The organism is Pseudomonas congelans (assembly GCF_900103225.1).
GTDB lineage: Bacteria > Pseudomonadota > Gammaproteobacteria > Pseudomonadales > Pseudomonadaceae > Aquipseudomonas > Aquipseudomonas congelans.
In genome coordinates this window covers 760,402-786,061 of the sequence record NZ_FNJH01000002.1, presented here as the reverse complement: position 1 = coordinate 786,061, position 25,660 = coordinate 760,402, and the positions used below count along the sequence as shown (strand labels likewise).

Here is a 25,660-nt window from a genome sequence, read left to right as displayed (position 1 = left end):
GGGCCGTATTAAATACGTTATACAAGACTGACTCATAATGAGTTTTTTTCATATACATATAAGCAGATCACATATGACCCAAGGCACAACTGTAATTCTCGATGGCGGCATGGGCCGTGAACTGCAGCGTCGCGGAGCCCCGTTTCGCCAGCCGGAATGGTCGGCGCTGGCATTGAGTGAAGCGCCCGAAGCGGTGAGTTCGGTACACGCCGCTTATATCGAAAGTGGTGCTCAGGTCATTACCAGTAACAGCTACGCCGTCGTGCCGTTTCATATTGGCGAAGAGCGTTTTGCCCGTGAAGGTCAGGCATTGGCAGCGCTGGCCGGGCAACTGGCGCGCGAGTCGGCCGATGCCTCTGGCGGACGCGTCCGCGTGGCGGGCTCCATCCCGCCGCTGTTCGGTTCCTATCGCCCTGACCTGTATCAGCCGGAGCTGGCTGCCGATGTTCTGAAACCACTGGTTGCCGGGCTGTCGCCGTATGTCGACCTGTGGCTGGCCGAAACCCAGAGCTGCATTCTCGAAGCACAGACCATCCGTGCCGGGCTGCCGAATGACGGCAAGCCGTTCTGGCTGTCGTTCACCCTTCAGGACGAGGACACTGACGAGGTTCCGCGTCTACGCTCAGGCGAGCCGGTCGCCGACGCCGCCAGGGCAGCCGCCGCAATGGGCGTCGCCACGCTGTTGTTCAACTGCAGCCAGCCAGAGGTGATCGGCGGCGCACTCGATGCGGCGCGTGAGGTGTTCACGTCGCTGAACGTCGACATTGCCATTGGCGCGTACGCCAATGCCTTCCCGCCGCAACCCAAGGACGCCACGGCCAACGACGGCCTGGATGAGCTGCGCGAAGACCTTGACCCACAGGGCTATCAGCAGTGGGCGGCAGACTGGGTCAAGCGCGGCGCCACGCATATTGGCGGCTGCTGCGGGATTGGTCCGGAGCACATTGCTGTACTGTCCAGAAGCCTCTGACCGGCACGTGTAATAAAGGCAATAAAAAGCCCCGTGGCTGGTGCAAGCTAACGGGGCTTTTGTTACAGCACAGCAGCGGCTGGATCAGGCGAAGCTGTGTTCCTGGCTGCTTTTCTCGACCAGTTCAAGCGCCTCGTCGTTCTGCGTGCTGATACGCTCGTAGAGCGGCGCATCGGTTTCGAGGATTTTCTCCCGGGCCGGAAAAATCTCTTCGAGCTTGGTCGCCCATTGCGTGCGGGTTTTCTCCGGGAAGCAGCGTTCGAGCAGCTCAAGCATGATCGACACGGTCACCGATGCACCCGGCGAAGCGCCGAGCAGGGCGGCCAGTGAGCCGTCCTTTGCGGAAACCAGCTCGGTGCCGAATTGCAGCACACCGCCTTTCTTCGCGTCTTTCTTGATGATCTGCACGCGCTGACCGGCGATTTCGAGACGCCAGTCTTCGGCTTTCGCTTCCGGATAGAAGCGACGCAGTGATTCCAGGCGTTGCTCCATCGACTGCATCACTTCGCTGACCAGGTACTTGGTCAGGTCCATGTTGTCGCGCGCCACCGCCAGCATCGGTTTGATGTTGGCCACGCGTACCGACAGCGGCAGGTCGAGGAACGAGCCGTGTTTCAGGAACTTGGTGGTAAAACCGGCATAAGGTCCGAACAGCAGGGATTTCTTGCCATCGACCACGCGGGTGTCCAGGTGCGGCACCGACATCGGCGGCGAGCCCACGGCGGCCTGGCTGTAGACCTTGGCCTGGTGGTGCTTGACCACATCCGGGTTGTCGCAACGCAGCCACTGGCCGCTGACCGGGAAGCCGCCAAAGCCCTTGCTCTCTTCAATGCCCGACAACTGCAGCAGCGGCAACGCTGCGCCACCGGCACCGAGGAACACGAACTTGGCATCTATCTCGCGCGTGCCGCCGCCATTCACGTCCTTGACGCTGACGATCCAGCCAGCGCCGTTGCGGGTCAGGTTGGTCACGCGGCTGCGGTACTTGATCTGGGTGCCTGGAGCGCTGGTCAAATGCCCGAGCAATTGATTGGTCAGCGCGCCAAAGTTGACGTCGGTGCCGTTCATCATGCGCGTTGCGGCAATTTTTTCGTCCGCAGGCCGGCCAGGCATCATCAATGGCATCCACTCGGCCAGCGTTGCCTTGTCCTCGGTGTACTCCATCGAAGAGAAGGCGTGATGCTTGCTCATGGCTTCAAAGCGGGTCTTGAGGAACGAGACGCCTTTTTCGCCCTGCACGAAGCTCAGGTGCGGAACCGGATTGATGAATGATCGGGCTGACCCAAAGGTGCCCTTGCGTGCCAAGTAGGCCCAGAACTGTTTCGAGACTTCGAACTGGGTGTTGATGTGCACCGCTTTCTTGATGTCTATGGAGCCGTCAGCCGCAGGCGGCGTGTAGTTCAGCTCGCACAGACCGGCGTGGCCGGTGCCGGCGTTGTTCCACGGGTTGGAACTCTCCGCGGCACCGGAATCCATCAGCTCAACGACTTCCAGCGTGATGCCGGGGTCGAGCTCTTTTAGCAATACCGCCAGAGTGGCACTCATGATGCCTGCTCCGACCAGTACTACATCGACTGCTTCGTTATGCGCCATTAACGCGTCTCCAAAATCTGCAGCACCAAATTGACGGCATACGATCCTGAGGCTGTTTGCCAGGTGTTCGTGGGCTGAATCAAGTGTCTACCCTCGTTTGCCTGGCCAGGATCGCCTGACCGATTCTTCGCAATTTTTCGCATCCAAAGCGCAGGTCCCGGTCAGGCCCGGTCATGGTTCATCAAGGCTTCATGAACGCATTTCCAGGCCTGCGAGGCCATTCGACCATCGTCAGGGAGCCCCTTGTGCAACGGGCTCCTGTCGATGGCGTCAGGCTCCGGTCATGGAGGCGCAGTCGCGGTCAGTCCTGTTCAAGAGAGCCGGTTCAGACGCTGATGGTGCATTTACAAACGCGTACCTATTCATTTGCTCGCCACACTCTTGTGAAGTAGTGAAACCCGTTTTTCACGTCCTTTTGGGAACGCGAACCAAACCTCGAAATGGCTGCGATGACAGCGCTGGCAGGTCAGGCGCATAAAGAGTGAGGCGCTGGCCGGCGAGAAAGGTTCGATACGATTCGAGCATTCTTCACCTTTCATCGAGCACACTCGTGCGCAAATGACCTGTGTGGGCGGCTCTCTGTGGGCATTACGAAGGCGCTAATACTGCGATTAGCAGTGCTGCGAGGCCCGATCAGGAGACGTCCTTATAATCGGGGGGAGATTATAGCGATTAAATGGCAGGAATTGATCGCTTTAAATGACTTTTATTCGCTCTCCGGTCAGGCGGTGAGCAACTGGCCGCGCGTTGAGCGTTCGCTACGCTGCGCCATGCGTGCGCTGGCGGGCAGTGGCTGATTCAGCCAGCTGAGCCGTTGCTCGGTCACTTCGACCCATTCCGCACCGGTCGGACGTTGCGCGCAGTGCTTGAACGCACGGCAGACGCCTGCCTGATCGATACGCGCGTAGTGGCGATGCTGGGGGCGTGCAGTGAACAGAGACCGGAACAGATTCATGGCGCAGCTCCTGTGACGTGAATGAGCGTCTGTGCGATGGAGGCGAGTCTGCAGCGCGGATGTGACGTCCTGATTACACCGTGCTGGAGGAATCTTGCCCTGCGTTGCTGCGTGAACCCCGATGCGTGTCGAATGTCCGAGGCTTAACGGTCAGTGGCCTCTGGTTTGCGGCTGTTACAGGCCGCTATACTGCGGCACATTCAGTGTCTGGCCCATGGAGAAATGAGCATGCTGCGTCGCATTTTGTTCGGTTTGCTTGCTGTAAGCAGTTTGACCCTGGTGGGCTGTGCCCACAGTCCGCAACAACTCAGCCCAACGCCCAAGCTCAACGCGCAGCTGGCGGCGGTAGGGCGTGGTCAGCCTGTGGTGGTGCGTGTCGTCGACGGCCGTCCTGGGCCGACGCTGGGCACGCGCGGTGGCATGTACCCGGAAACCAGCGCAATCAGCGTCACCGGTGCCGACATCGTTCCCAAGCTTCAGGCTCAGGCTGAAGCCGCCGTACGCCTGCTGGGCTTTACACCGACCCAGGGCGGCAGCGCTCCGCAGTTGACCGTGACCCTGGCAGACCTCAAGTACCAGTCGCCGAAGGAAGGTCTGTACGTAACTGAAGCCACCATCAGCTCGACGTTCCGCGCTGACGTGCGCAATAACGGCCGCACCTACAGTGGTCGTTATGCCGCATCGCTGGACCAGCGTTTCGGTATGGCGCCGAATCAGGAAACCAACACCAAGCTGGTGAGCGACGTGTTGAGCGACGCACTGACCCGCGTCTTCCAGGACCCGACCATCGGTTCGACCCTGTCGCAGTAAGCATGCGATAAAAAAAGCCCGGCCCCTGTTGAGGGGGCCGGGCTTTTTGCTGTTCAGGGTTTGGTATCAGGCTGCCTGCTGGTAGAAGTCGAGGAAGCTCAAGCCCGTGTCCTGATCCAGATCCGGCAAATCATGATGAACATGCCCGCCCAGTGCGCAGTAGACCAGCCAGTGGCGGTCCTGAACATTGAAGGCCAGGCCATCGATCAACTCCTGCTGCTCATCGCTTGGGGCGATGAGATAAAGGCGATCCTGATTTTTTGCATGCAGCATGACAAGCTCCAAAGAGAGGGAAGTCCGTTTCTCGAGGAGCCACACAATGCAGGCGAAGTATGACGCTGGGGTGACAGTGGCAGAGAATTTTCATGCAGGATATTTCGGGGACTGGATGACCGTGCGGAGCATGGGCATGATACGTGCTCTCCCGTGCACCTATCGTTCCTCACGCTCCAGCGTGGGAACAGCGCTGACGCGCTCAAGGTCGGACGCAGAGCGTCCAGAACGGCGTACCCACGCAGAGCATGGGTACGATAGACGTTCCAGTTCTTAAAGCGCGAGCCCTGCCTTGACGCGGTACTGGTTGCGCACTGGTGTCGCATATTGCTGAATCATGTAAGGGCGATGCTCGATCGGCGTGCCTGCCAGGCGGCTTTCCCACTCTTCCCTGGCGCGGTCGAGCTCATCTGCCGGGAACAGCGCTTCAGCCTTGGGCACTTCAAGCGCCGGATCGGCAGCGCTCCATTGCGCATACGCCAGGTAATGCACCGGGAACAGCCGATAGCCGCCGAGAATCTGCCGGTCCATCTCGATGGCCAGTTGCTTGGTGTCCTCGAAATGCTCGGTGATCGGCGGTGCAAAGTTAACGTGCACACGGCCTTTATAGCCGGTAATCCCCAGTGCAATGCTCACGTCGTCTTCGCCCGGCGTCTTGGTGTAGGCGCCGGTCGTCGCACGAATGTAAAGCTCGCGGGCCTTGGCGCTGTCGCACGGATCATACTCATAGCTGATCGACACCGGGATCAGGTTCAGCGAACGAATCACGTCACCAAACGGCTCATCCTTGCGGCTCATATGGAACATCTTGAGGATCGCCGACTCGGTACGGTCGTCACCGTCCTTGGCGCGGCCTTCGGCCTGAGCGATCCAGATCGACTGGCAGTCCTTGGTGATCGAGTGATTGATATACGCCGACAGCAATTGATAAGCCGCCATCTTCTCGCGCCGCCCAATGATCGAGCGGTGCACGATGAAGCTCTTGTTCAGGCGCATCAGGTCGCTGACGAATGGCTTTTGCAGCAGGTTGTCGCCAATCGCGATGCGCGGAGTGGGCAGACCTGCGTGGTACACGGCATAGTTGACGAACGCCGGGTCCATAACGATATCGCGATGGTTGGCCAGAAACAGGTAGGCGCAACCGGACTTCAGTTGTTCGACGCCGGTGTAGGTGACCCCGTCCGTGGCGCGTTCGATGGTGTGGTCGACGTAATATTCAACCTTGTCCTGCAGCGTGGCGACCGAGTCGATACCGGCGAACTCGCGGCGCAGCTTGCGTGCCAGGGTTGGCTGCAGCAGCCAGCCGAATGCGCCCGCAAGGCGGGGAAAGCGAAATCGGGTCAGAATGGCGAGAAAGGCTTTGTCGCTCAGCAGACGTGCCAAGACGGCGGGGACTTCTGCATCGTTGTAAGGTCGGATGGCATCAAATTCGCCCATCATGCTCTCTTGTTTGAATCGAATAGGGTAAAAAGAAGACGGATTTGTTAAAACTGCCTTCTGAAGAATGGGTCAATTATACGCATAACTGACCCCGGAGACCGTGATGCAGGAATTACAGAGTTACGACTGCCCTTATTGCGGCGAACCTGTCGAAGCCGTGCTGGACCTTTCCGGTGGCGATCAACAGTACATTGAAGACTGTCCGGTCTGCTGCCGCCCGATCGTTTTCGACCTGCAGACCGACGGCGAAGACTGGAATCTGGACGTTCGCAGCGAGAACGAGTGATGCAGAAGATCTACGAGCCCGAGAACCTGATGGAGGCCGAGTTGCTGCTGGCGATGCTTGCCAGCGAAGGCATCGACGCGCATCTGGCCGGTCGCGATCTGCTCGGGGCGATGGGCGAGCTGCCGGGGCTGGGGCTTCTGGCACTCAAGGTCGAAGATGCGCAGGTCGCTCGCGCACGAGCGTTGATCACTGCGTACAATAGCGCCTCGCCCCTGTCTGGCGATGAGCCGGACGACTTCCCCGATGTACTGGTGTGCTGAGCACCTTCAAACGAGTCTGATTACCCCCCATGTGTGGACGCTACGCCCTGTTTCGCTGGACCCCCGCCTTTGCCGCCTTGCCCGGTTTTCCTGCCGATCAGCAGGCGCAATGGAATATTTCGCCAGCCGACTGGGTATTGATCATGCGTGCTGCCGAGAACGCTGACGGTATCGAACTGGTGCGTGCGCGCTGGGGCCTGACGCCGGCCTGGCTCACCGACCTGTCGAAAACGCCTGCCCATGCCCGCGCCGAGACCGTGGCCGAGCAGCCGATGTTTCGCGATGCCTTCACCCATCGCCGCTGTCTGCTCCCCGCCAACGGCTTTTACGAATGGCGGGGCACGGTGCGCAAGCGTCCGTTCTGGCTGACGCCGGGGGAGGGCGCCGCGCTGTTTTTCGCCGCGATCTGGGAAGCCTATCCGGTGCAGGGGCATACTTACCTGAGCGTCGCGGTGGTCACCCAGGCGGCTGCGACCCAGCGTCGGCCGCTGATTCTGGATGCCAAGGGCCAGAAAGACTGGCTGGCCGCCGACACGCCGCTGCCGACCCTGCAAGCGTTGCTGGCTGCCCCGCAGACGGCGCTGCGTGAAAGGCCTCTGGCCAATCTGGTCAATGATCCCAAGCTGAATGCGCCCGAGTGCCTCACGCCATTAAGCTAGTCGGGCAGGGCAAAAAGCACCGAATCGGACAAATCCGATATCCGCGTTGAAGTACATCTGATACAAACTGGACACACCTGCGGGAACCATCCACCCCTGTCAAAGACCAAGATGCCAGTTGGCCGGTATCTGGCGCAGAGGTCTGCCCCGGGACTGACCGTTTCATAGACAAGGAGATACACCATGCGTCCTTCATTTGCCTTCTGTGCCTTGAGCGCTGCGTTGCTGCTCGGCGGGTGTCAGGCAGTCAATACCACGAGTGGCGACTCGGTCGGTGTGGAGCGCAAACAGTACATGTTCAGCATGCTCTCCACGGATGAAGTCAACAAAATGTACGCCCAGTCCTACCAGCAGACCGTTGGCGAGGCGACCAGCAAAGGGGTGTTGGACACCACCAGTGCCAATGCCAAGCGGGTTCATGCAATCGCCGATCGACTGATTGCCCAGGCGCCCAAATTGCGACCTGATTCGGCGCAGTGGCAGTGGGAAGTCAACCTGATCAAAAGTGACGAGCTGAACGCCAACTGTGGTCCTGGCGGCAAGATCATTGTCTACAGCGGTCTTATCGATACCCTCAAACTGACCGACGATGAGATCGCTGCGGTCATGGGCCACGAGATCGCCCATGCCCTGCGCGAGCACGGGCGTGAAGCGATGTCCAAGGCATACGGTGTTTCAATGGCCAAGCAGGGCGCAGGTGCCTTTCTGGGATTGGGACAGGACAGCCTGGCGCTGGCGGACACGGTGGTCAACTACAGCCTGACGCTGCCCAACAGCCGCAGTAACGAGAACGAAGCCGATCTGCTCGGTCTGGAACTGGCCGCGCGCGCTGGCTACAACCCTAATGCGGCGATTACCCTGTGGCAGAAGATGACCCAGAACTCCGGTGGTTCGCAGCCTGAGTTCATGAGCACTCACCCGGCCTCGGAAAGTCGCATCGCTTCGTTGCAGGCTGCGATACCGAAAGTCATGCCGTTGTACCAGAAAGCCGCTAAATCCTGAGTGGATGAATCGCCGATAGCATTGCGAGTTGTCTTCGCAATGCTATCGGCCCGCATCACACCCAGCCGCTGACCTGCATCGCCTTGTAAACCGCCACCAGCGCCAGCACGAAGAATGCGCAGGCAGCCAGTCGGCGGATCAGGGTCAGCGGCAGCTTCTCGGCGGCGAAATTGCCCGCCAGTACCACCGGCACGTTGGCCAGCAGCATGCCCACCGTGGTGCCCAGAATGACCAGCCACAGATAGGAATACTGCGCCGCCAGCATCACCGTGGCGATCTGCGTCTTGTCACCGATTTCAGCAATGAAGAACGTGATCAGCGTCGTCATGAACGGACCGAACTTGCGTGCCGTGCTGGCTTCGTCGTCATCCATCTTGTCCGGAACCAGTGTCCACAGCGCCGTGGCGGTAAAGCTGGCGGCGAGAATCCAGTGCAGCACTGCGTCCGAGAGATAACTGCTGAACCAGGCACCTACAGCGCCGGCCGCCGCATGGTTGGCCAGGGTTGCGGCGACGATGCCGGCGATGATTGGCCATGGCTTGCGAAAGCGCGCAGCGAGAATGAGCGCGAGCAGCTGCGTCTTGTCACCGATTTCGGCGAGTGCGACCACTGCGGTAGGGATTAAGAATGATTCCAGCATCAGGTTTCCTAAGGGGCGGGCCGACACGGCTATGACACGTACGACCTCCCCGCCCCGGGTAAGGTGTTCGTGTCATAGGTCTTGTCAAACCACCGATCCGTCTGAGCGGATTCCGGGTCGCACGTACCATGATCTGAGGACCAAGTATGTTGATACGTGCCGGACGAGCATGGCGCTCGTGGGAGACTACTCCCCTAGGACGGAGCGGATTCTGCCTCCGCGAAAACGTTTCGGCAAGTGCTTATTTCAGGGGCGTTTGGCGCTGTAGATTTTGAAACCGTTGCCCTGAGCCCTGACTTCGCACTGCCCGACGTGCTCCTCGATCAGCGGCTGATAACGCAGGAAGTTATTCGCCACCAGGCGCAGTTCGCCGCCTGATTTAAGATGTTGGCGTGCTTTTCTCAGCAGGTTTTCCGTTGCCATGTAATCGGTATGAACGCCGACATGAAACGGCGGGTTGCTCAGAATGGTGTTCAACCCCATCGGTGCTGCGTCGATGCCGTCACCGGTCAGCACTTGGGCTTGCAGGCCATTTGCGGCAAGTGTCAGGCGCGAACTTGCGGTGGCAAAGGCATCGACATCAAGCATGATGACTTCGTTGTGAGGGTAACGACGCTTGATGGCCGCCCCCAGCACTCCGGCGCCACAACCGAAGTCGAGCAGGTTGCCGCTGGGCAGCTTGTCGATGTTTTCCAGCAACAGGGCTGAACCACGGTCGAGGCGGCCATGGCTGAAAACGCCGGGCAGGCTGACGACGGTGAGCGGGCCGTCCTGCAATTCGATCTGGTAGGGCCTGGCGAGGCTTTCCAGAGTGACGGCTTGCGGTGCGTGCTCGACGGTGACCTGCCACAGCTGACAGTGACGTGCGCTGTCCAGCTTGCGCGCGCGACCGAACGGGCTCAGTTGCTTGGCAGCCGCTTCGATACCGCCACGTTTCTCGCCGACCAGAAACAGCTCGCGTCCGGCCAGTCGCGAGGCCAGTGCATTGAGCAGGTAGTCGGTCAGGTCACGCGCCTTGGGCAGGAACAGCACGGCGGCTTCAAAGGCGGTCTGTGGCGCCTCGACGCCGAAATCCACGCGTCCTTCAAAACGTGCGTCCAGGGCCGCCTGATCACCGGCGTGCCAGCACCATCCACGTGCGTCCGGCAGTTTTCCGAGCAGGTCATCGGCGGGCAGCCCGACCAACAACAGCGAGCCCTGAAACAGCTCGGCCTGACGGAGTAACACTTCACTGCGCGGGTCCATGGAATGGCTCCTGAAAAAGCGCGCAGTCTAACAGGATATGGTCCAGGAGGACGCGGAGCGTCCGGAACGGCATGCGACGCTGAGCGTCGCACGATAATCGAGATGATCGTTCCGCACTGATGCAGTTCTCGACGCTCTGCGTCGCCAAAAGGACGCATCGCATCAATGTCGGCACCTGTTGCGAGGACATCAGACAGCGTAATCTGCCGGGTCAGATATCAACTCTCCAGGAGGTCCTACATGTACTTGGCAGAATTTCTTACCGTTGCGCTGATTCACCTGCTGGCGGTTGCCAGTCCTGGTCCGGATTTCGCGGTGGTGGTGCGTGAAAGCGTGACCCATGGACGCAAGGCCGGGACCTGGGCGGCGTTGGGCGTCGGCTCGGCGATCTTCCTGCATGTGGGCTATTCGCTGCTGGGGATCGGAATTATCGTTTCCCAGTCCATCGTGCTGTTCAACGCGCTGAAATGGGCAGCCGCTGCGTATCTGCTGTACATCGGCATCAAGGCGTTGCGCGCCAAACCGGCAGTCGCGGCAGGGGAGGCCGCCATCAAGGCCACTCCCGGCGAGCGCACGGCGCGCGGGGCCTACATCAGCGGTTTTGTCACCAATGGCCTGAATCCCAAGGCGACGCTGTTCTTCCTCTCGTTGTTCACCGTGGTGATCAATCCGCACACCCCATTGCTGGTGCAGGGCGGTTACGGCGTGTACCTCGCAGTGGCGACGGCGGCGTGGTTCTGTCTGGTGGCGCGACTGTTCAGCCAGGCCCGGGTGCGCGCAGGATTCGCGCGCATGGGGCACTGGTTCGACCGGGCCATGGGCGGCGTGCTGATCGCGCTGGGCATCAAACTGGCACTGACCGAGGTCCGTTGAACGCTGAAGTCAGGACGCCTATCACCGAGCGTACGCAGCAGTCCGGACGCCCCTTGCAGACAGCGCGGGGCGTCTCGGCAAATCATCCCTTTTACTGATTTCACTGGCAGCCGGAAGCCCTAGAGTGCATATTTTCAGCACGCCTATGGACTTTGAAAAGGGCTTCATATGTTACAGACTCGCGTTCTTGCGCCCGCCGATGGCGCTTATCAGTGCCCTCTGTTGATCAAGCGCCTGCTGTTGTCGGGCGGTCGTTATGAAAAGACGCGCGAAATCATCTACCGTGATTCGGCCCGCTACACCTACGCGACCCTCAACGAACGCATCTGTCGCCTGGCCAACGTACTGACGGCGGCGGGGGTGAAAGCCGGCGACACCGTGGCAGTGATGGACTGGGACAGCCACCGTTATCTGGAATGCATGTTCGCAATCCCGATGATCGGCGCGGTCATCCACACCGTCAATGTGCGGCTTTCTCCAGAGCAGATCGCCTACACCATCAACCACGCCGATGACCGTCTGGTGCTGGTGAACAGCGAGTTCACGGCGCTGTACCAGGCCATGTCCGGACACCTGAACACTGTCGAAAAGACCCTGCTTCTGACCGACCTGCCAGACAAGACCGCCGATCTGCCTAATCTTGTGGGCGAGTACGAGACCTTGCTGGCGGCGGCCAGCCCCGAATACGTGTTCGAGGATTTCGACGAAAACTCGGTCGCCACCACGTTTTACACCACCGGCACCACAGGCAACCCCAAGGGGGTGTATTTCACCCACCGTCAACTGGTGCTGCACACCATGGGCGTGGCGACCATCATGGGTTGTATCGACAGCACCCGGCTGCTGGGCACCGATGACGTCTACATGCCGATCACGCCGATGTTTCACGTGCACGCTTGGGGCATTCCCTACGCGGCAACCATGCTCGGTCTGAAACAGGTGTATCCCGGCCGCTACGAGCCCGAGCTGCTGGTGGAGCTCTGGCGCAGGGAGAAAGTCACCTTCTCCCATTGTGTGCCGACCATTCTGCAAATGCTGCTGAACGCCAAGTCTGCCCAGGACGTCGATTTCGGCGGCTGGAAGATCATCATTGGCGGCAGCTCCCTGACTCGCAGCCTGTACCAGGCCGCCAAATCCCGTGGCATCCAGCTTACTGCCGCCTACGGCATGTCTGAAACCGGACCGCTCATATCCGTAGCGCACATCAATGAAGAGTTGAAAGCGGGCAGTGAAGACGAGCGCATCACCTACCGGATCAAGGCCGGCGTGCCGGGGATGCTGGTGGAAGCTGCCATCATCGATCAACAAGGCAACTTCCTCCCGGCCGACGGCGAAACTCAAGGGGAGCTGGTGTTGCGTGCGCCCTGGCTGACCGGAAGCTACTTTCGCGAGCCAGATAAAGGCGCCGAGTTGTGGGCCGGCGGCTGGCTGCACACCGGCGATGTGGCGACGCTGGACGGCATGGGTTTCATCGATATTCGCGACCGTATCAAGGACGTGATCAAGACCGGTGGCGAATGGGTGTCTTCCCTGGAACTCGAAGATTTGTGCAGTCGCCATCCGGCAGTGCGCGAAGTGGCAGTGGTCGGCATCGCCGATCCGCAATGGGGTGAACGACCGTTTGCCTTGCTGGTTATTCGCGATGGCCACCAGCTCGACGCCAAGGGTTTGAAGGAACATCTCAAGCCCTTTGTCGAGCAAGGTCACCTCAGTAAGTGGGCCATTCCCAGCCAGATCGCGCTTGTTACCGAAATTCCCAAGACCAGCGTCGGCAAGCTGGACAAGAAACGCATGCGCCTGGACATCGTGGAGTGGCAAAGCAGCAACAGTGCCTTTCTCTCGACCCTCTGACACCTTGGGCGTGCCGTATGCGTCGGCGACGGCACGTGTCTGCGCTGCAGGTCCTGCTCTGTGACTTGCCAAATTTGCAAATTACGCCATCCTCCCCGCCACATGTTTTTTGGCGGCTTCCCGGAAACGGGCGGTCCAGAGGCGTTGGTCGTGCAAATCACACTTTAGAGGGATCTAGCGTCAGAGCGTGCTGGCTATAGTCAGCACCGGGAATGGCAAGAACGGACCTGGCGTGTGTGTTGATTCGATGACTGATTCGTTTCTGGATTTCCCCACCGCCATAACAATAAAACACAAGGAGTAGCGTCGATGACAAGCACATCCCCCTTCTGGCGTCGGGCCAGGCTGCCTCTGGCTGTCAGCCTTGCCTCTTCGCTCGCCGGCCCGGCCTTTGCCGTAACCTTCAACGTCGGCGAGATCGAAGGCAGTTTCGACTCGTCGCTGTCGGTGGGCGCGAGCTGGTCGACTGCCAATCCCAACAAGAACCTGATCGGCGCCAACAACGGCGGGCGGGGACTGTCGCAGACATCCGACGACGGTCACTTGAACTTCAAGCGTGGGGAGACGTTTTCGAAGATCTTCAAGGGCATTCATGATCTGGAATTGAAGTACGGCGATACCGGCGTTTTCCTGCGCGGCAAATACTGGTACGACTTCGAGCTCAAGGATGAAAACCGGGAGTTCAAGGACATCAGCGACTCGGGCCGCAAGGAGGGCGCCAAGTCGTCCGGGTTCCAGCTGCTCGACGCTTTCGTCTATCACAACTATTCGATTGCCGATCAGCCGGGCGCGGTGCGCTTCGGCAAGCAGGTCATCAGTTGGGGTGAAAGTACCTTCATTCAGGGCGGCATCAACAGCGTCAACCCGGTCGATGTCTCGGCCTTCCGGCGACCTGGTTCGGAAATCAAGGAAGGCCTGATTCCGGTCAACATGTTCTACCTGTCCCAGAGCCTGACCGACAACCTGTCGGCCGAAGGTTTCTACCAGCTGGAATGGGACCAGACGGTGGTCGACAACTGCGGCACCTTCTTCTCGCAACCCGATGTGATTGCCGATGGCTGCAACAACAACCTGGCGGTATTGCGCAGTCGCAGCGGCCTGAACAGCTCGCTGACGGCGGCCGGTTTGCCAGCTGGCGCGCGGGGTGCGGTGTTCAATTCGCTGTCGCAGCAGGGCGTAGTGTTCGGCAACCCGGATGAGGGCGCGGTGGTGCGCCGGGGCCCTGACCGCGATGCGCGTGACAGCGGTCAGTTCGGTTTCGCCTTGCGTTACAACTTCGAGCCGCTGGACACCGAGTTCGGCGCGTACATGATGAATTACCACAGCCGGGCACCGATTTTCAGCGGGCGCGGTGGGTCGGCTGCATCGTTCAGTCCGCAAGGGCTGGTCGGTTCGCTGGTTCGCAACGGCATTCCTGCCAGCACTGCCGCCGCGCTGGCCCCCAGCCTGCTGCCGGTGGTAGTGGCAGGCAACTCCAGTTACTACGTCGAATACCCCGAAGACATTCGTCTGTACGGCCTGAGCTTCTCGACTACGCTGCCCACCGGCACGGCATGGAGCGGCGAGATCAGCTACCGCCCCAACGCACCGATTCAGGTCAATACCACTGACATCCTCTATTCGGGGATTTCGCCGCTCAACCCCAACGTGTCGCTACTCAGCGGGCAGCCGAATACGGATCAAGCCGGTTATCGCCGCAAAGAAATCACCCAGATGCAGACCACGTTCACCCAGTTCTTCGATCAGGTCATGGGCGCAGAGCGTCTGACGGTGGTCGGTGAAGTGGGCTGGACTCACGTGGGCGGGCTCGAAAGCACCTCGAAAATCCGTTACGGCCGCGATCCGGTGTACGGCCCTGGGCCGCTGCCTGGCGGTCAGTGCGCAACGTTGAACGCCGGCACGCTGACCGGTGCCGAGCAGAACAACCTGACCCGCTACTGCGAAGACGACGGCTTCACCACCGCCAACTCGTGGGGCTACCGCGCCCGCGCCATCTGGGATTACAACAGCGTGTTTGCCGGGGTCAACCTCAAGCCGAGCGTGGCCTGGTCGCATGACGTCAAAGGCTATTCACCCGGCCCTGGCGGCAACTTCGAAGAGGGGCGCAAGGCTGTCAGCCTGGGGCTCGATGCCGAGTACCAGAACACCTACACCGCGAACCTTTCCTACACCAACTTCTTTGATGGCAAGTACACCACGGTCGATGACCGGGACTTCGTGGCGCTGAGCTTCGGCATGAACTTCTAAGAACATGGTTTTCAGGATGACGATGAACATGAAAATAACAAAAAGTCTGTTGCAGGCTGGTGCTCTGGGTATGTCGCTGCTGGCGACGGGTGTGATGGCTGCGGTGTCCGAGTCCGAAGCGGCAAAGCTGGGCACCTCGCTGACGCCAATGGGCGCGGAAAAGGCCGGTAATGCGGCCAACACCATTCCGGCCTGGAGCCCGATGCCGAAGAACGCCGGGGCGGTGGACAGCAAGGGTTTCCTTGCCAACCCGTATGCCAGTGAAAAACCGCTGTTCATCATCACCGCGGCCAATGTCGAGCAGTACAAGGACAAGCTGGCTCCGGGTCAATACGCGATGTTCAAGCGCTACCCGGACAGCTACCGGATTCCGGTCTACCCGACCCATCGCGGCGCTACCGTGCCGGATGACGTGTTCGCCGCGATCAAAAAGAATGCCACCACCACCAAGCTGGTCGGTGGCGGCAGCGGCCTGGAAAACTTCGACACGGCCATACCGTTCCCGATCCCGGCCAGCGGCGTCGAGGTCATCTGGAACCACATCACCCGCTACCGGGGCGGCAGCGTCAAGCGTCTGGTCACCCAGGCCACGCCACAGCCCAACGGCTCCTACAGCCTGGTGTATTTCTCCGATCAGTTCGTGTTTCGCGACAAGATGAGGGATTTCGACCCGAAAAATCCGGGCAACGTGTTGTTCTACTTCAAGCAGGAAGTCACTGCCCCGGCGCGTCTGGCCGGTGGCGTGCTGCTGGTGCATGAAACCCTCGATCAGGTGAAGGAGCCGCGTTCGGCGTGGCTGTACAACGCCGGTCAGCGCCGCGTGCGGCGTGCGCCGCAGGTGTCCTACGACGGGCCGGGTACCGCGTCCGACGGGCTGCGCACTTCCGATAACCTCGACATGTACAACGGTGCGCCGGATCGCTATGACTGGAAACTGATCGGCAAGCAGGAAATGTACATCGCCTCCAACAGCCACAAACTCGACGATCCGACGCTCAAGTATGCCGACATCATCAAGGCTGGCCATATCAACCAGAACCTGACCCGCTACGAACTGCGCCGCGTCTGGCACGTGACGGCCACCCTCAAGGAAGGGCAGCGTCATATCTATGCCAAGCGTGACTTCTTCATCGATGAAGACACCTGGCAGGCCGCCGTCATCGACCATTACGACGGGCGTGGTCAGCTGTGGCGCGTGGCCGAGGCGCACTCGGAAAACTACTACGACAAGCAAGTGCCGTGGTACGCGGTAGAAACGCTGTACGACCTGCAATCGGGTCGCTATGTGGCGCTGGGCATGAAGAACGAAGAGAAGAAAGCCTACGAGTTCGGCTTCACGGCCGGTACCAGCGACTTCACCCCCAACGCGCTGCGTCAGGAAGGGGTTCGTTGATACCTGACCGATACACGCTGTAGATCAGCGCCTGCCCTGTGCGCCTGAAAAGCCCCTTGATCGGGGCTTTTTCAGGTGTGGGAAGCGGCCTCATAAGCTGTAGGAATTTTGTTACAGTCTTTTCGGTGATGACCTTTCAAAAGTAGCGACTTACCCGCTAGTCTCCGAACACCGCGATGCCGAAACAACGATTCCCACACGAGCCGGCCATGACTGATCTGTCCCGAATGCAAGGGTTTGCAGACGGCGCGATTCCTGCGTTGGAAGGGCGATTTTTCCGTCCACCTCTCCCTGAGGGTTATGTTCCCCGTTCGCGCCTGTGTCAGCGTCTCGATGCAGGGCTGGGCGGCCGGCTGCTGCTGGTCTGCGCCCCGGCCGGGTTCGGCAAGAGTTCGCTGGCCGTCGAGTTCTGTCAGGGGTTGCCGGACAACTGGCAAAACGTATGGCTGGGGCTGAGCGCGCGGGACAGCGACCCGGGCCGTTTTCTCGAGCGTTTGCTGGTCAGCCTTCAACAGTTCTTCCCGCACCTGGGCGCGCAGGCGATGGGCCTGCTGAAGATGCGCCAGCGCCACCAGCCGTTTGCCTTCGAGGAGTGGCTCGACAGTCTGCTCGACGAACTGGCCATGCACCTGATGCTGAGCAAGCCGCTGTTGCTGGTGCTCGATGACTATCATCTGGCCCAGGGGCCGGTACTCGATCGCTGCCTGCAATTCCTTCTCAATCATCTGCCGGCCGGGCTGGTGGTCATGGTGACCAGCCGCCAGCGCCCGGACTGGCATCTGGCACGTTTGCGTCTGACGCGGCAGTTACTGGAAATCAACGAACAGGACCTGCGCCTCACGCACGCCGAATCCATGGCAGTGCTGGACCGGCACAGCGGCTCGCTCGACAGCGAGGCGTTGCAAAGCCTGATTCAGCGCAGTGAAGGCTGGGTCGCCGGGCTGCGCTTCTGGTTGCTGGCGGCGTCCGAAGCCGGTGATGAAAGCGCCTTGCCCCAGGCTCTGCGCGGCAGTGAGGTGCTGATTCGCGAGTACCTGCTTGAAGAAGTGATCGACTGCCTGCCTGCCGATGTTCAGGCGTTTCTCTACGACACTGCCTGCCTGGAACGCTTTTGCGCCGAGCTGTGCAATGCTGCGCGGGATTGTCACGACAGCGCCGAGATGCTGCGTTATCTGCAGGCGCATCAGGTCTTTCTGGTGCCGCTGGACGAGCAGGGCCACTGGTTTCGCTACCACCACCTGTTTTCCGATCTGTTGCGCGCTCGTCAGGCGACCGGTGCACCACCGACCCGCCTGCACCTCAATGCCTGCCGCTGGTTCAGCGCTCAGGGCCAACTGGACGAAGCGGTCGAGCAGGCGTTGCGCGCCGGGCACCTGGATGTAGCAGCCAATCTGGTGCAGAACCTCTCCGAAGAACAGCTGCTGGCCGAACAGAATGTCGGCATGCTGCTGCGCTGGAAGATGGATTTGCCGGATGACCTGCTGACCAGTACGCCACGCCTGATCGTGCTCTACGCCTGGGCGCTGGGGCTGGCCTGCCAGCTGGATGCCGCCGAAGAGCTAGCCAATCAACTGAGCCGGTTTCTGCCAGCGCCCTCGGCAACCGCTCAGAAATCCATGCTTGCCCAATGGCTGGCGCTCAGCGGCATCATCGCCCGCGGTCGCGGAGACAGTGAAAAGACTCAGCGCTACTGCACCGAAGCCCTGCTGAGCCTGCCGGAAAAACGCTATGGCCAGCGGCTACTGTGCCTCTCGACACTGGCCAATCTCGCGGTTGCCAACGGTGATCTATGGCGCGCCCGCGTGTTGAATCGCGATGCGCTGGAACTGGCTCAGCGGGTCGCCAATCCGCTGTTCGAGGCGCTGGCGCATTACGACCGTGCCAGAGTCCTGCAGGCCCGGGGCGAAATTCTGCGCGCGCTTGATGAGGTGCGGCAGGGGCAGCAACGCCTCAAAGGTTTGTCCACCGTTCGGCTGTACGCGGTCCGCGCGCGTCTGACGCTGTATGAAGGCTACTTGCTGACCCTGCGCCTGCAGGTGGACGAGGGGCGGGCGTTATTGCTGGCCGGTCTGGCCGAGGCACGCGCCTGTCGCGACATCAGCGTGCTGATCGGTCACTGTGTGATCGCCACCCTGGAAGGTTGCTCCGGCCGGTTTGCCGAAGCCTTCGCCGAACTCGCCGAAGCCGAACGTCTGATGCACATCTGGGATGTGCCGCCGATCTACTACCTGGCGATGATTACCCTGGTCAAATGCGAGCTGTGGCTGTTACAGGGGCGCACGGACCTTGCCGAAGCCTGGCTGCTGCGCCTGACGCAGACCTACAACGGCGTTCTAGGCGCTGCGGCTCCCGAGTGCCATCCACAACTGCCGCAACACATAGAATTGCAGCGTGCCGTACTCGAGCGACTGCAGGGTGACGGCGTTGCCTGCGAGCAGCGCCTGCTGGGACTCGAACGGCGCGCTCATGAGGTGGGGGCGAAACTGCTTGAACTGATCGCCATGACCCAGCAGATCGGCTTGCTGCTGAGCCTGATGCGACGCGACGAGGCGCGGGCATTGTTGCTGCGCAGCCTGCCCGCAGCCTCCGGTGGTGCATTGATACCCTTCAAGGTGTTGCTTGCCGAGCACCCCCAGTGGCTGCATGAGCAACTTCTGCAACTGCCACCCTGCCGGGTTCGAGCTGCATTGCTGGAAAAGCTCCCGGCCTGTTGCACGCCGTCGCCCGAGCCGGCACATGGCAGTGATTGCCTCAGCGTGCGCGAACTGGGCGTGTTGCAATTGATTGCACAGGGCTGTTCCAACCAGGAAATCAGCGAGCAGCTGTTCATCTCCCTGCACACCGTCAAGACCCACGCCAGCCACATCAACAGCAAGCTGGGGGTCGAGCGCCGTACTCAAGCGGTGGCGAGGGCCAAGACACTGGGCTTGCTGGGTTGACGACGCTGGCGTTTACCGGGCCACTCAGGCCGGACTGCCTGCCCACAGCGTGTCGACTTCTTCCAGTCCCCAGTCGGTGGGTTTTTCGATTCTTATGATCCCGTCCGGGTCGGAAGAGCAAGCCAGGTCGATGACTTGCGCGGCGAACGTCTTGCCGGTGCGCGCGGACATGAAAACCTTCACTTTCGGTGTCAGCAGCGACGCCTGACCTTGTTCGACCACCACGCCGAGGCGCCCGCTTTCCAGGCGTACCAGTGTGCCGATCGGGTAAATACCCACGGTCTTGACGAAGCTTTGAAAGACCACATCGTCAAAGTGCCCCTTCCACGACGCCATTTCGCGAATCGAATGGGCAACACCCCAGCCCTTTTTGTAAGGGCGGTCGGAGGTAATCGCGTCATACACATCGCACACCGCGCCCATGCGCGCAAAGATACTGATCTGGTCGCCTTTCAGGCCGTGCGGGTAGCCCGAGCCGTCGACCTTTTCATGGTGATGCAGGCAGACGTCAATAACCGACGCCGCAACGGGCTGTGTCTTCATGAGGATCTTCACGCCCAGTTCGGGGTGGGCCTTCATGATCTCGTATTCGCCACGTGTGAGGCGACCCGGCTTGTTGAGCACCGCCGGGGCAATCAGCATTTTGCCGATATCGTGCATCAGCCCGGCCACGCCCGCCTCACGCACCTGATCGTCAGGCATGCCCATGCGTTTGGCCAGCGCAACCATCAACGCGCAGACCGCCACCGAATGCATGTAGGTGTATTCGTCGGACGTCTTCAGGCGTGACAGGCTGATCAGCGCGTGCGGATGGCGCAGAATCGAGTTGGAGATTTCCTCCACCAGCAACTGCACATTGTCGATATCCATGGCCCGGCCCATGCGCGCTTCGGTAAACATGGACATGACCGCATCTCTGGCCCGCCCGCAGATCACCGTGGCGCGCAGGATTTCCTTTTCGAGACTGGCCGGAGTTGTATCGTCGCTGGCCGATGGTGCTAAGGGCTGGGGGGCCAGGACACGGCTTTTGCCGGTTTCGATCCAGACTTCTTTGGTGCCCGATTGCTGAATGCGCTCAAGCACTTCAACATCATCGAGTACAACTTCGACCAGGCCTATCCAGAATGGATCATTGGTCCAGCGGCGGCAGATTTTGTGGATGTACATGCCCAGGGCAAGATCGGCCACAGGTATCTTTTTCAGCATGCTCAGCCACCAGCGTGCTTAGGCATGGCAGGCGGCGGGTAAGCGCGACGAGCATCCGATGGACTGCTGGCGGGTATCAGCAGAATGCAGGCGCTATTGATCGACATGACTTCACCTCGTGGACTGCAAGGATCATCCTAATCTCAGAATGCCAGTATACGGAGCTGTCATAAAAAATCATGTCTATTTATTCCATTCCGCAAATCCGCCAGTCAGCCGGCAAAACCTTCAGGCCATTGGCGTTTCGACCGGCAGGTGATGATAGCCACGGGCGAAGTACACCAGTGCGTCTGCGCCGTCCTGACGCCTGATATCCACCACCTCGCAGAACAGAATGTCATGCGTGCCGACGCTGACCGACTGGCTCACCTTGCAGTCGAGCGACAGTCTGGCAGTGTCGAGGATCGGCGCGCCGGTCACTCCGGTTTCCCACTGGCTGCAGGCAAAGCGCTCCTGCTGTGAGCTCTTGCCGCCAAACAGGTTGGACAAGTCTTGCTGACCGTTGCCCAGCGTGTTGACGCACAACGTGCCGTTCTCGATGAAGGTGTCATACACCGACGCACTGCGGTTGATACACACCAGCAGTGTCGGCGGTTGATCCGTCACGCTGCACACCGCGGTCGCGGTAAAGCCGGCGCGTCCGCCAGGGCCGTCGGTGGTGATGATGTTGACGGCGGCTGCAAGGCTGGACATCGCATCGCGAAACGCCAACTGGCTGATAGCAGTGATGGGCGGAATGGCGTGAGTTGCAGTGGAGGCAGGCATGGGATGAGTCCTTTCAGGGGTGAATACTGAGAAAAGCGAGCAGGGCGCGCTGGAAGGGCAGTGGATCGGTAATGTTCGAGGCATGGCCGCCATAGTCCAGCAGCACCAGCGTTGCATTGGGCAGAGCGTTGGCCAGGTGCCGGGATTGCTGCCACGGCACCAGCATGTCGTCGCGGTTGGCAATCAGCAGGGTCGGGGTGTGGATGCGTGAAAGATCGGCCTCCACGTCGAAGGTTTCCAGCGCATGGATGCGCCGCAGCAGGTTGTCGGTGTCGGGAAAGTGCGCCAGAGCGTGGGCTTCGTCGTCGGCCAGCCGCGGGCCGTTGGCGGCGATCCAGTCCGCCGGGTAGAGGAACAGCGCCTGGGCCTGCACGTAGGCCTCCGGTCCGCTGTTCAGCAGCAGTTTTTTGCGCACTGAAAAGCAGCGCGCGCTGTGCGGATTCGGACTGCTCCAGGCATTGATCAGTACCTGGCTTTGCAGCAGCTCCGGTCGCAGCAGGGCCAGTTCCAGACCCACCAGGCCGCCCAGTGCATGGCCCATGAAATGGCAGCGCTGGATATCGAGTGAATCGAGCAGGGCCAGCAACTCGATAGCCATGTGCCGGATCGAATAATCCGCCGGCAGCACCGCAGGGCTGCGTCCGCTTCCGGCATGGTCATAGACGAGTACGCGGTAGTCGCGGGTCAGCACTGCCAGGTCATCCGCCCAGTAACGGCCAGACCCGCCCAACCCGGAGCTGAGCACCAGGGTCGGTGCATCGGCATGCTGGCAGGCATGAAACTCATGGAACATGGGTTTTCTCCGGGTGGGCATCAACTGCCCACAGTCGCGATTCAGCCGATGTGGGCGATGCTGGCGATTTCGATCAGCGCCTCGGGTTTGACCAGACCGCACTGGATGCAGTAACGGGCTGGCTTCTCGCCCGCGAAATACTCGGCATACACTTCGTTGACCTTGGCGTAGTCGGCCCAGTCACGAATCATGATCATGTTGAACGTGACATCGTCCATCGTCCCGCCCGCAGTCTCGACCACGCTTTTGATGGCTTCCAGCACGTGACGGGTCTGCGCGGTGGCGTCGCCGACGTGTACCACGTTGTTATCCTTGTCGAACGGCAGCGTCCCCGAGACATAGAGCACGCCGTCGGCCATTGAGCCCGGTACGAACGGCGCGATGGGTTTGCTGGTGCCGGCAGGGATGATCGCTTTCTTGGTCATGCTGGTGTCCTCACGAAGGTTGCCCGACAGGGCTGAAAGTGGTGCAGAAGTCATCGACGCTGGAAACCCAGCCAAAGAAGGTTTCGATGTTGAACAGCGCGGCTTGCTGAGCGAATTCGGGGCCCGCCTGATGGGTCGCGTCAGCCAGCACCACGCCGAAATATTCCAGGTGAAAACCGTCGCGCAGGGTCGACTCGACACAGACATTGGTGGCGATGCCGGTGAACACCAGGTTGCGAATGCCGCGGCTGCGCAGCACGCTGTCGAAGCTGGAATTGAAGAAGCCGCTGTAGCGGATTTTCGGCACCACGATGTCGCCAGGCTGCGGCGTCAGTTCGTCGACCAACTGGTAGTCCCAACCACCCTTGGCGAGCAATTGCCCTTCGAGCTCCGGGCGCTTGCGCATGGTTTTCAGAGCGTTGGACTTGTGCCAGTTCGGTGAGCCGGGACCACCGGCCTCTACATAGGCCGGGTCCCAGCCATTCTGGAAAAAGATCACCGGAATACCTGCTGCACGTGCGGCGGCACAGGCCTTGTTGATATTGGCGATGACCGGCCCGGTGCTGCTGACATCGAACCCGGCGAGGTCCAGATACCCGCCGAGCGATGCGTAGGCGTTCTGCATGTCGACCACCACCAGCGCGGTTTCGCCCGGTTTCATGCGCAGCGGTTCGGGACGGGCGGGTAGCTCGCGGGCGGGCTGCCCGTCCGGCAGGTCAACGCCTGCGACGGTTGCCGAGGTCGTCATCAGACCACCTCCTTGAGCTGCGCGATGTGCTTGCGGCTGGTCATCAATGGCTGGATCTTCTCGCCGAAATCTTCGACCCCTTTGACGAAATCATCGAACGTGAGCATCACGCCTTGAGTCCCCGGCACACTGGCAACCTCGTCGAGCATTCTCGCCACCGTGGCCCACGACCCCACCAGCGTGCCCATGTTGATGTTGACCGCTGAGGTCGGGTCGGCCATCTGCCGCAGGTTGGAACCGGCACTTTTATCCGCCGAACCTTTTTCGCTCAGCCACGCGATGGCTTCCTCATCGGCACCGTCCTTGATGTGCTCCCAGCGAGCCCGTGCGGCTTCGTCGGTATCGTCGGCGATGATCATGAACAGCACGCAGGAGGTGACGTTGCGGCCGGTTTTTTCGTTGGCTTCGATCAGTTTCTGTGCGGTCGGCGCAAAGGCCGTGGGTGTGTTGACGCCTTTGCCGAAGCAGAAGTTGTAGTCGGCGTATTGCGCCGAGAACGCCATGCCCGCTTCACTCTGACCGGCGCAGATCAGCTTCATGTCGCCCTGTGGGCGAGGGCTGACGCGGCAGTCCTGCATGCTGAAATGTTCGCCCTTGAAGTCGCTGCTGCCAGTGGCCCACAGATCGCGCAGCACCTGAGCGTATTCGGCGAGATATTCGTAGCGGGTATGGAAGAACTCGTCGCCCGGCCACAGCCCCATCTGCTCGTATTCCGGCTTCTGCCAGCCGGTGACGAGGTTGATCCCGAAGCGGCCATTGGAGATCGAGTCGATGGTCGAGGCCATACGCGCGGCGATGGCCGGCGGGATGGTCAGGGTGGCAACGGTGGCGAACAACTGGATCCGGCTGGTGACTGCGGCCAGGCCGGCCATCAGCGTGAAAGACTCCAGGTTATGTTCCCAGAACTGCGTCTTGCCGCCGAAGCCACGCAACTTGATCATCGACAGCGCAAAGTCGAAGCCGTAGCCCTCGGCCTTCTGCACGATCTGTTTGTTCAGCTCGAAGGTCGGCATGTATTGCGGAGCGTTGCTGGAAATCAGCCAGCCGTTATTGCCGATGGGGATGAAGATACCAATGTCCATATGAGGCCTCTCTGCGTGGGTCGATGCGTGCCAAAGCGCGACTGGCGGCACTTGAATCGTCTCTCAATCATCTTCTGCATTAAGCGGGCCAAAAATTTTTGTTGTTTTTATTCAAAGGCTTGAAATTTTTTATCGTTTGTTTCAGACCATTTGGTCTGAATCAGAGCACTTGGTTTGTGCAAGGCGCACGCAGATGGGGCAGCGTTGACGGCGCAGGCCATCCGTATCGACAAAACAGCTGCGCCCGTTAAGATGCCCGCTCATTTCGGCATCACTGGATGGATGTGCGTGAACAAGAAACCTCCCCTGGCTGACCCGGCGAACAAGCGCGTGCGCAAGGCCAAGCCAGAGACCGTGGTCAAGACGACCCGCGAGCCCAGTGCGACGTCCCTGAAGCGGCGCATGCGCCTGATGGAAGGCAAGCGCACGCTGATTCTCGATGCGGCGCTGGAGATATTTTCCCGCTATGGCGTGCACGGCAGCAGCCTGGATCAGGTGGCGAGCCTGGCGGACGTCTCCAAGACCAACCTGCTGTATTACTTCAGCAGCAAGGACGACCTGTACCTGAATGTGCTGCGCCAGTTGCTCGAGGTATGGCTGAGCCCGCTGGTGCACTTCACCGCCGACAAGGAGCCGGTGCAGGCGATCAGCGCCTACATCAAGGCCAAGCTGGAGATGTCCCGCGATCACCCGGCCGAGTCCCGGTTGTTCTGCATGGAAGTGATGCAGGGCGCACCGCTGATTCAGGGCGAGTTGCAGCACCCGTTGCGTGACACGGTGCAGGCCAAGGTGGCGGTGATTCAGCACTGGATCGACAGCGGCCAGTTGGCCCCCGTCAACCCGCACCACCTGATTTTCACCCTGTGGGCGACCACCCAGCATTACGCCGACTTTCGCACTCAGGTCGAGGCCGTGACCGGCAAGACGCTGGATGATCCGGCGTTTTTCGAAGAGGTGCTGGCGAGCCTGCGCAGCATGGTTCTGGACGGGATCCTGCCGCGCAAGGCGTGAATGGGCTTCCCCGCACCTGACCCGCGCACTTTGCCCGCGCAGTGCGCGGGCATCCTGCACAAACCAAGTGCTCCGATTCAGACCATTTGATCTGTTTTATTCGTCTCGATGGCGTCAGGTCGTTGTTCCATAGCGCTTTTCCTGTACTGGCATGGATGCTGCTAAAGCCTGCGTGTGCGGTCCTCATCGGCCAT

Annotated in this window: 24 protein-coding genes and 1 riboswitch; of the genes, 12 read left to right on the top strand and 12 right to left on the bottom strand. The window is 60.5% G+C overall.

Features of this window, described 5'->3' with window-relative positions; all coding sequences use genetic code 11:
- Positions 1 to 73: 73 nt before the first annotated feature.
- Positions 74 to 970 carry a homocysteine S-methyltransferase family protein gene (locus BLR20_RS10645; RefSeq protein ID WP_054993141.1) on the top strand — a complete coding sequence of 299 codons (897 nt, stop codon included), beginning with the start codon at positions 74 to 76 and terminating at the stop codon, positions 968 to 970.
- Positions 971 to 1,054: 84 nt separating this feature from the next.
- Here BLR20_RS10645 and mqo read toward each other — a convergent pair whose 3' ends face one another.
- Both mqo and BLR20_RS10635 read right to left on the bottom strand, forming a co-directional pair.
- Positions 1,055 to 2,563 (bottom strand): malate dehydrogenase (quinone), encoded by a 1,509-nt coding sequence (mqo, locus tag BLR20_RS10640; protein ID WP_054993142.1) that lies wholly within the window; start codon positions 2,561 to 2,563, stop codon positions 1,055 to 1,057.
- Between the two features lie 721 nt (positions 2,564 to 3,284).
- Positions 3,285 to 3,518, bottom strand: a complete 234-nt coding sequence (locus tag BLR20_RS10635) for a hypothetical protein (RefSeq protein WP_010437688.1) — start codon at positions 3,516 to 3,518, stop codon at positions 3,285 to 3,287.
- A 228-nt stretch (positions 3,519 to 3,746) separates the two neighbouring features.
- On the opposite strand from BLR20_RS10635, the gene BLR20_RS10630 reads away from it, so the two are divergent.
- Entirely contained in the window at positions 3,747 to 4,328 is a 582-nt protein-coding gene (locus tag BLR20_RS10630; protein WP_003346137.1) for a YajG family lipoprotein, read from the top strand.
- 66 nt (positions 4,329 to 4,394) lie between these two features.
- Here the strand turns inward: BLR20_RS10630 and BLR20_RS10625 are convergent, their stop codons facing one another.
- Both BLR20_RS10625 and BLR20_RS10620 read right to left on the bottom strand, forming a co-directional pair.
- Entirely contained in the window at positions 4,395 to 4,601 is a 207-nt protein-coding gene (locus tag BLR20_RS10625) for a hypothetical protein (RefSeq protein WP_003346138.1), read from the bottom strand.
- 273 nt (positions 4,602 to 4,874) lie between these two features.
- The gene (locus tag BLR20_RS10620) at positions 4,875 to 6,038 is read right to left on the bottom strand and encodes a 1-acyl-sn-glycerol-3-phosphate acyltransferase (protein WP_054993143.1); all 1,164 of its coding nucleotides are present in this window, start codon (positions 6,036 to 6,038) and stop codon (positions 4,875 to 4,877) included.
- A gap of 106 nt (positions 6,039 to 6,144) precedes the next feature.
- Here BLR20_RS10620 and BLR20_RS10615 point away from each other — a divergent pair, with 106 nt between their 5' ends.
- The 4 genes from BLR20_RS10615 to BLR20_RS10600 all read left to right on the top strand — a co-directional run bounded on the left by BLR20_RS10615 (position 6,145) and on the right by BLR20_RS10600 (position 8,248).
- Complete coding sequence (locus tag BLR20_RS10615; RefSeq protein ID WP_003318204.1) at positions 6,145 to 6,327, top strand: CPXCG motif-containing cysteine-rich protein; 183 nt, start codon at positions 6,145 to 6,147, stop codon at positions 6,325 to 6,327.
- Positions 6,327 to 6,587, top strand: a complete 261-nt coding sequence (locus tag BLR20_RS10610) for a putative signal transducing protein (protein WP_010437683.1) — start codon at positions 6,327 to 6,329, stop codon at positions 6,585 to 6,587. The genes BLR20_RS10615 and BLR20_RS10610 overlap by 1 nt, the downstream gene beginning before the upstream one ends.
- Before the next feature lie 29 nt (positions 6,588 to 6,616).
- On the top strand, positions 6,617 to 7,246 hold the full coding sequence (locus tag BLR20_RS10605; RefSeq protein ID WP_003365552.1) for an SOS response-associated peptidase: 630 nt from the start codon (positions 6,617 to 6,619) through the stop codon (positions 7,244 to 7,246).
- 183 nt (positions 7,247 to 7,429) lie between these two features.
- Positions 7,430 to 8,248, top strand: coding sequence for a M48 family metallopeptidase (locus BLR20_RS10600; RefSeq protein WP_010437680.1), 819 nt, complete (start codon positions 7,430 to 7,432; stop codon positions 8,246 to 8,248).
- A gap of 55 nt (positions 8,249 to 8,303) precedes the next feature.
- On the opposite strand, the gene BLR20_RS10595 is transcribed toward BLR20_RS10600, so the two are convergent.
- Entirely contained in the window at positions 8,304 to 8,888 is a 585-nt protein-coding gene (locus BLR20_RS10595) for a TMEM165/GDT1 family protein (protein ID WP_003365548.1), read from the bottom strand.
- Between the two features lie 69 nt (positions 8,889 to 8,957).
- Positions 8,958 to 9,096: riboswitch (yybP-ykoY riboswitch) on the bottom strand.
- A 38-nt stretch (positions 9,097 to 9,134) separates the two neighbouring features.
- On the bottom strand, positions 9,135 to 10,133 hold the full coding sequence (locus tag BLR20_RS10590) for a class I SAM-dependent methyltransferase (RefSeq protein ID WP_054993144.1): 999 nt from the start codon (positions 10,131 to 10,133) through the stop codon (positions 9,135 to 9,137).
- 240 nt (positions 10,134 to 10,373) lie between these two features.
- Between BLR20_RS10590 and BLR20_RS10585 the strand changes: the two genes are divergently transcribed.
- The 5 genes from BLR20_RS10585 (at position 10,374) to BLR20_RS10565 (ending at position 19,436) form a co-directional block, all read left to right on the top strand.
- The gene (locus BLR20_RS10585; protein WP_054993145.1) at positions 10,374 to 11,006 is read left to right on the top strand and encodes a LysE family translocator; all 633 of its coding nucleotides are present in this window, start codon (positions 10,374 to 10,376) and stop codon (positions 11,004 to 11,006) included.
- Positions 11,007 to 11,174: 168 nt separating this feature from the next.
- Positions 11,175 to 12,857, top strand: coding sequence for a fatty acid--CoA ligase (locus tag BLR20_RS10580; protein ID WP_054993146.1), 1,683 nt, complete (start codon positions 11,175 to 11,177; stop codon positions 12,855 to 12,857).
- Between the two features lie 309 nt (positions 12,858 to 13,166).
- Positions 13,167 to 15,104: a DUF1302 domain-containing protein gene (locus BLR20_RS10575; RefSeq protein WP_004406890.1), complete on the top strand. Its 1,938-nt coding sequence runs from the start codon at positions 13,167 to 13,169 to the stop codon at positions 15,102 to 15,104.
- Between the two features lie 28 nt (positions 15,105 to 15,132).
- Positions 15,133 to 16,497 (top strand): DUF1329 domain-containing protein, encoded by a 1,365-nt coding sequence (locus BLR20_RS10570; RefSeq protein WP_054993171.1) that lies wholly within the window; start codon positions 15,133 to 15,135, stop codon positions 16,495 to 16,497.
- A gap of 209 nt (positions 16,498 to 16,706) precedes the next feature.
- A complete protein-coding gene (locus BLR20_RS10565; RefSeq protein WP_054993147.1) occupies positions 16,707 to 19,436 on the top strand; it encodes a winged helix-turn-helix domain-containing protein in 2,730 nt (909 codons plus the stop codon).
- 24 nt (positions 19,437 to 19,460) lie between these two features.
- On the opposite strand, the gene BLR20_RS10560 is transcribed toward BLR20_RS10565, so the two are convergent.
- The 6 genes from BLR20_RS10560 to rutA form a co-directional block, all read right to left on the bottom strand.
- The gene (locus BLR20_RS10560; protein ID WP_054993148.1) at positions 19,461 to 20,642 is read right to left on the bottom strand and encodes a cyclic di-GMP phosphodiesterase; all 1,182 of its coding nucleotides are present in this window, start codon (positions 20,640 to 20,642) and stop codon (positions 19,461 to 19,463) included.
- A 228-nt stretch (positions 20,643 to 20,870) separates the two neighbouring features.
- Positions 20,871 to 21,407 (bottom strand): NADH-dependent FMN reductase RutF, encoded by a 537-nt coding sequence (gene rutF / locus BLR20_RS10555; protein WP_054993149.1) that lies wholly within the window; start codon positions 21,405 to 21,407, stop codon positions 20,871 to 20,873.
- A gap of 13 nt (positions 21,408 to 21,420) precedes the next feature.
- Entirely contained in the window at positions 21,421 to 22,200 is a 780-nt protein-coding gene (gene rutD / locus BLR20_RS10550; protein WP_010437660.1) for a pyrimidine utilization protein D, read from the bottom strand.
- 41 nt (positions 22,201 to 22,241) lie between these two features.
- The gene (gene rutC / locus BLR20_RS10545; RefSeq protein ID WP_003317005.1) at positions 22,242 to 22,625 is read right to left on the bottom strand and encodes a pyrimidine utilization protein C; all 384 of its coding nucleotides are present in this window, start codon (positions 22,623 to 22,625) and stop codon (positions 22,242 to 22,244) included.
- A 10-nt stretch (positions 22,626 to 22,635) separates the two neighbouring features.
- Positions 22,636 to 23,373 carry a pyrimidine utilization protein B gene (gene rutB / locus BLR20_RS10540; RefSeq protein ID WP_054993150.1) on the bottom strand — a complete coding sequence of 246 codons (738 nt, stop codon included), beginning with the start codon at positions 23,371 to 23,373 and terminating at the stop codon, positions 22,636 to 22,638.
- Positions 23,373 to 24,455: a pyrimidine utilization protein A gene (gene rutA / locus BLR20_RS10535; protein ID WP_010437657.1), complete on the bottom strand. Its 1,083-nt coding sequence runs from the start codon at positions 24,453 to 24,455 to the stop codon at positions 23,373 to 23,375. Before rutA ends, rutB begins: the two co-directional genes overlap by 1 nt.
- A gap of 282 nt (positions 24,456 to 24,737) precedes the next feature.
- On the opposite strand from rutA, the gene rutR reads away from it, so the two are divergent.
- Complete coding sequence (rutR, locus tag BLR20_RS10530; protein ID WP_025991114.1) at positions 24,738 to 25,466, top strand: pyrimidine utilization regulatory protein R; 729 nt, start codon at positions 24,738 to 24,740, stop codon at positions 25,464 to 25,466.
- Positions 25,467 to 25,660: the final 194 nt, after the last annotated feature.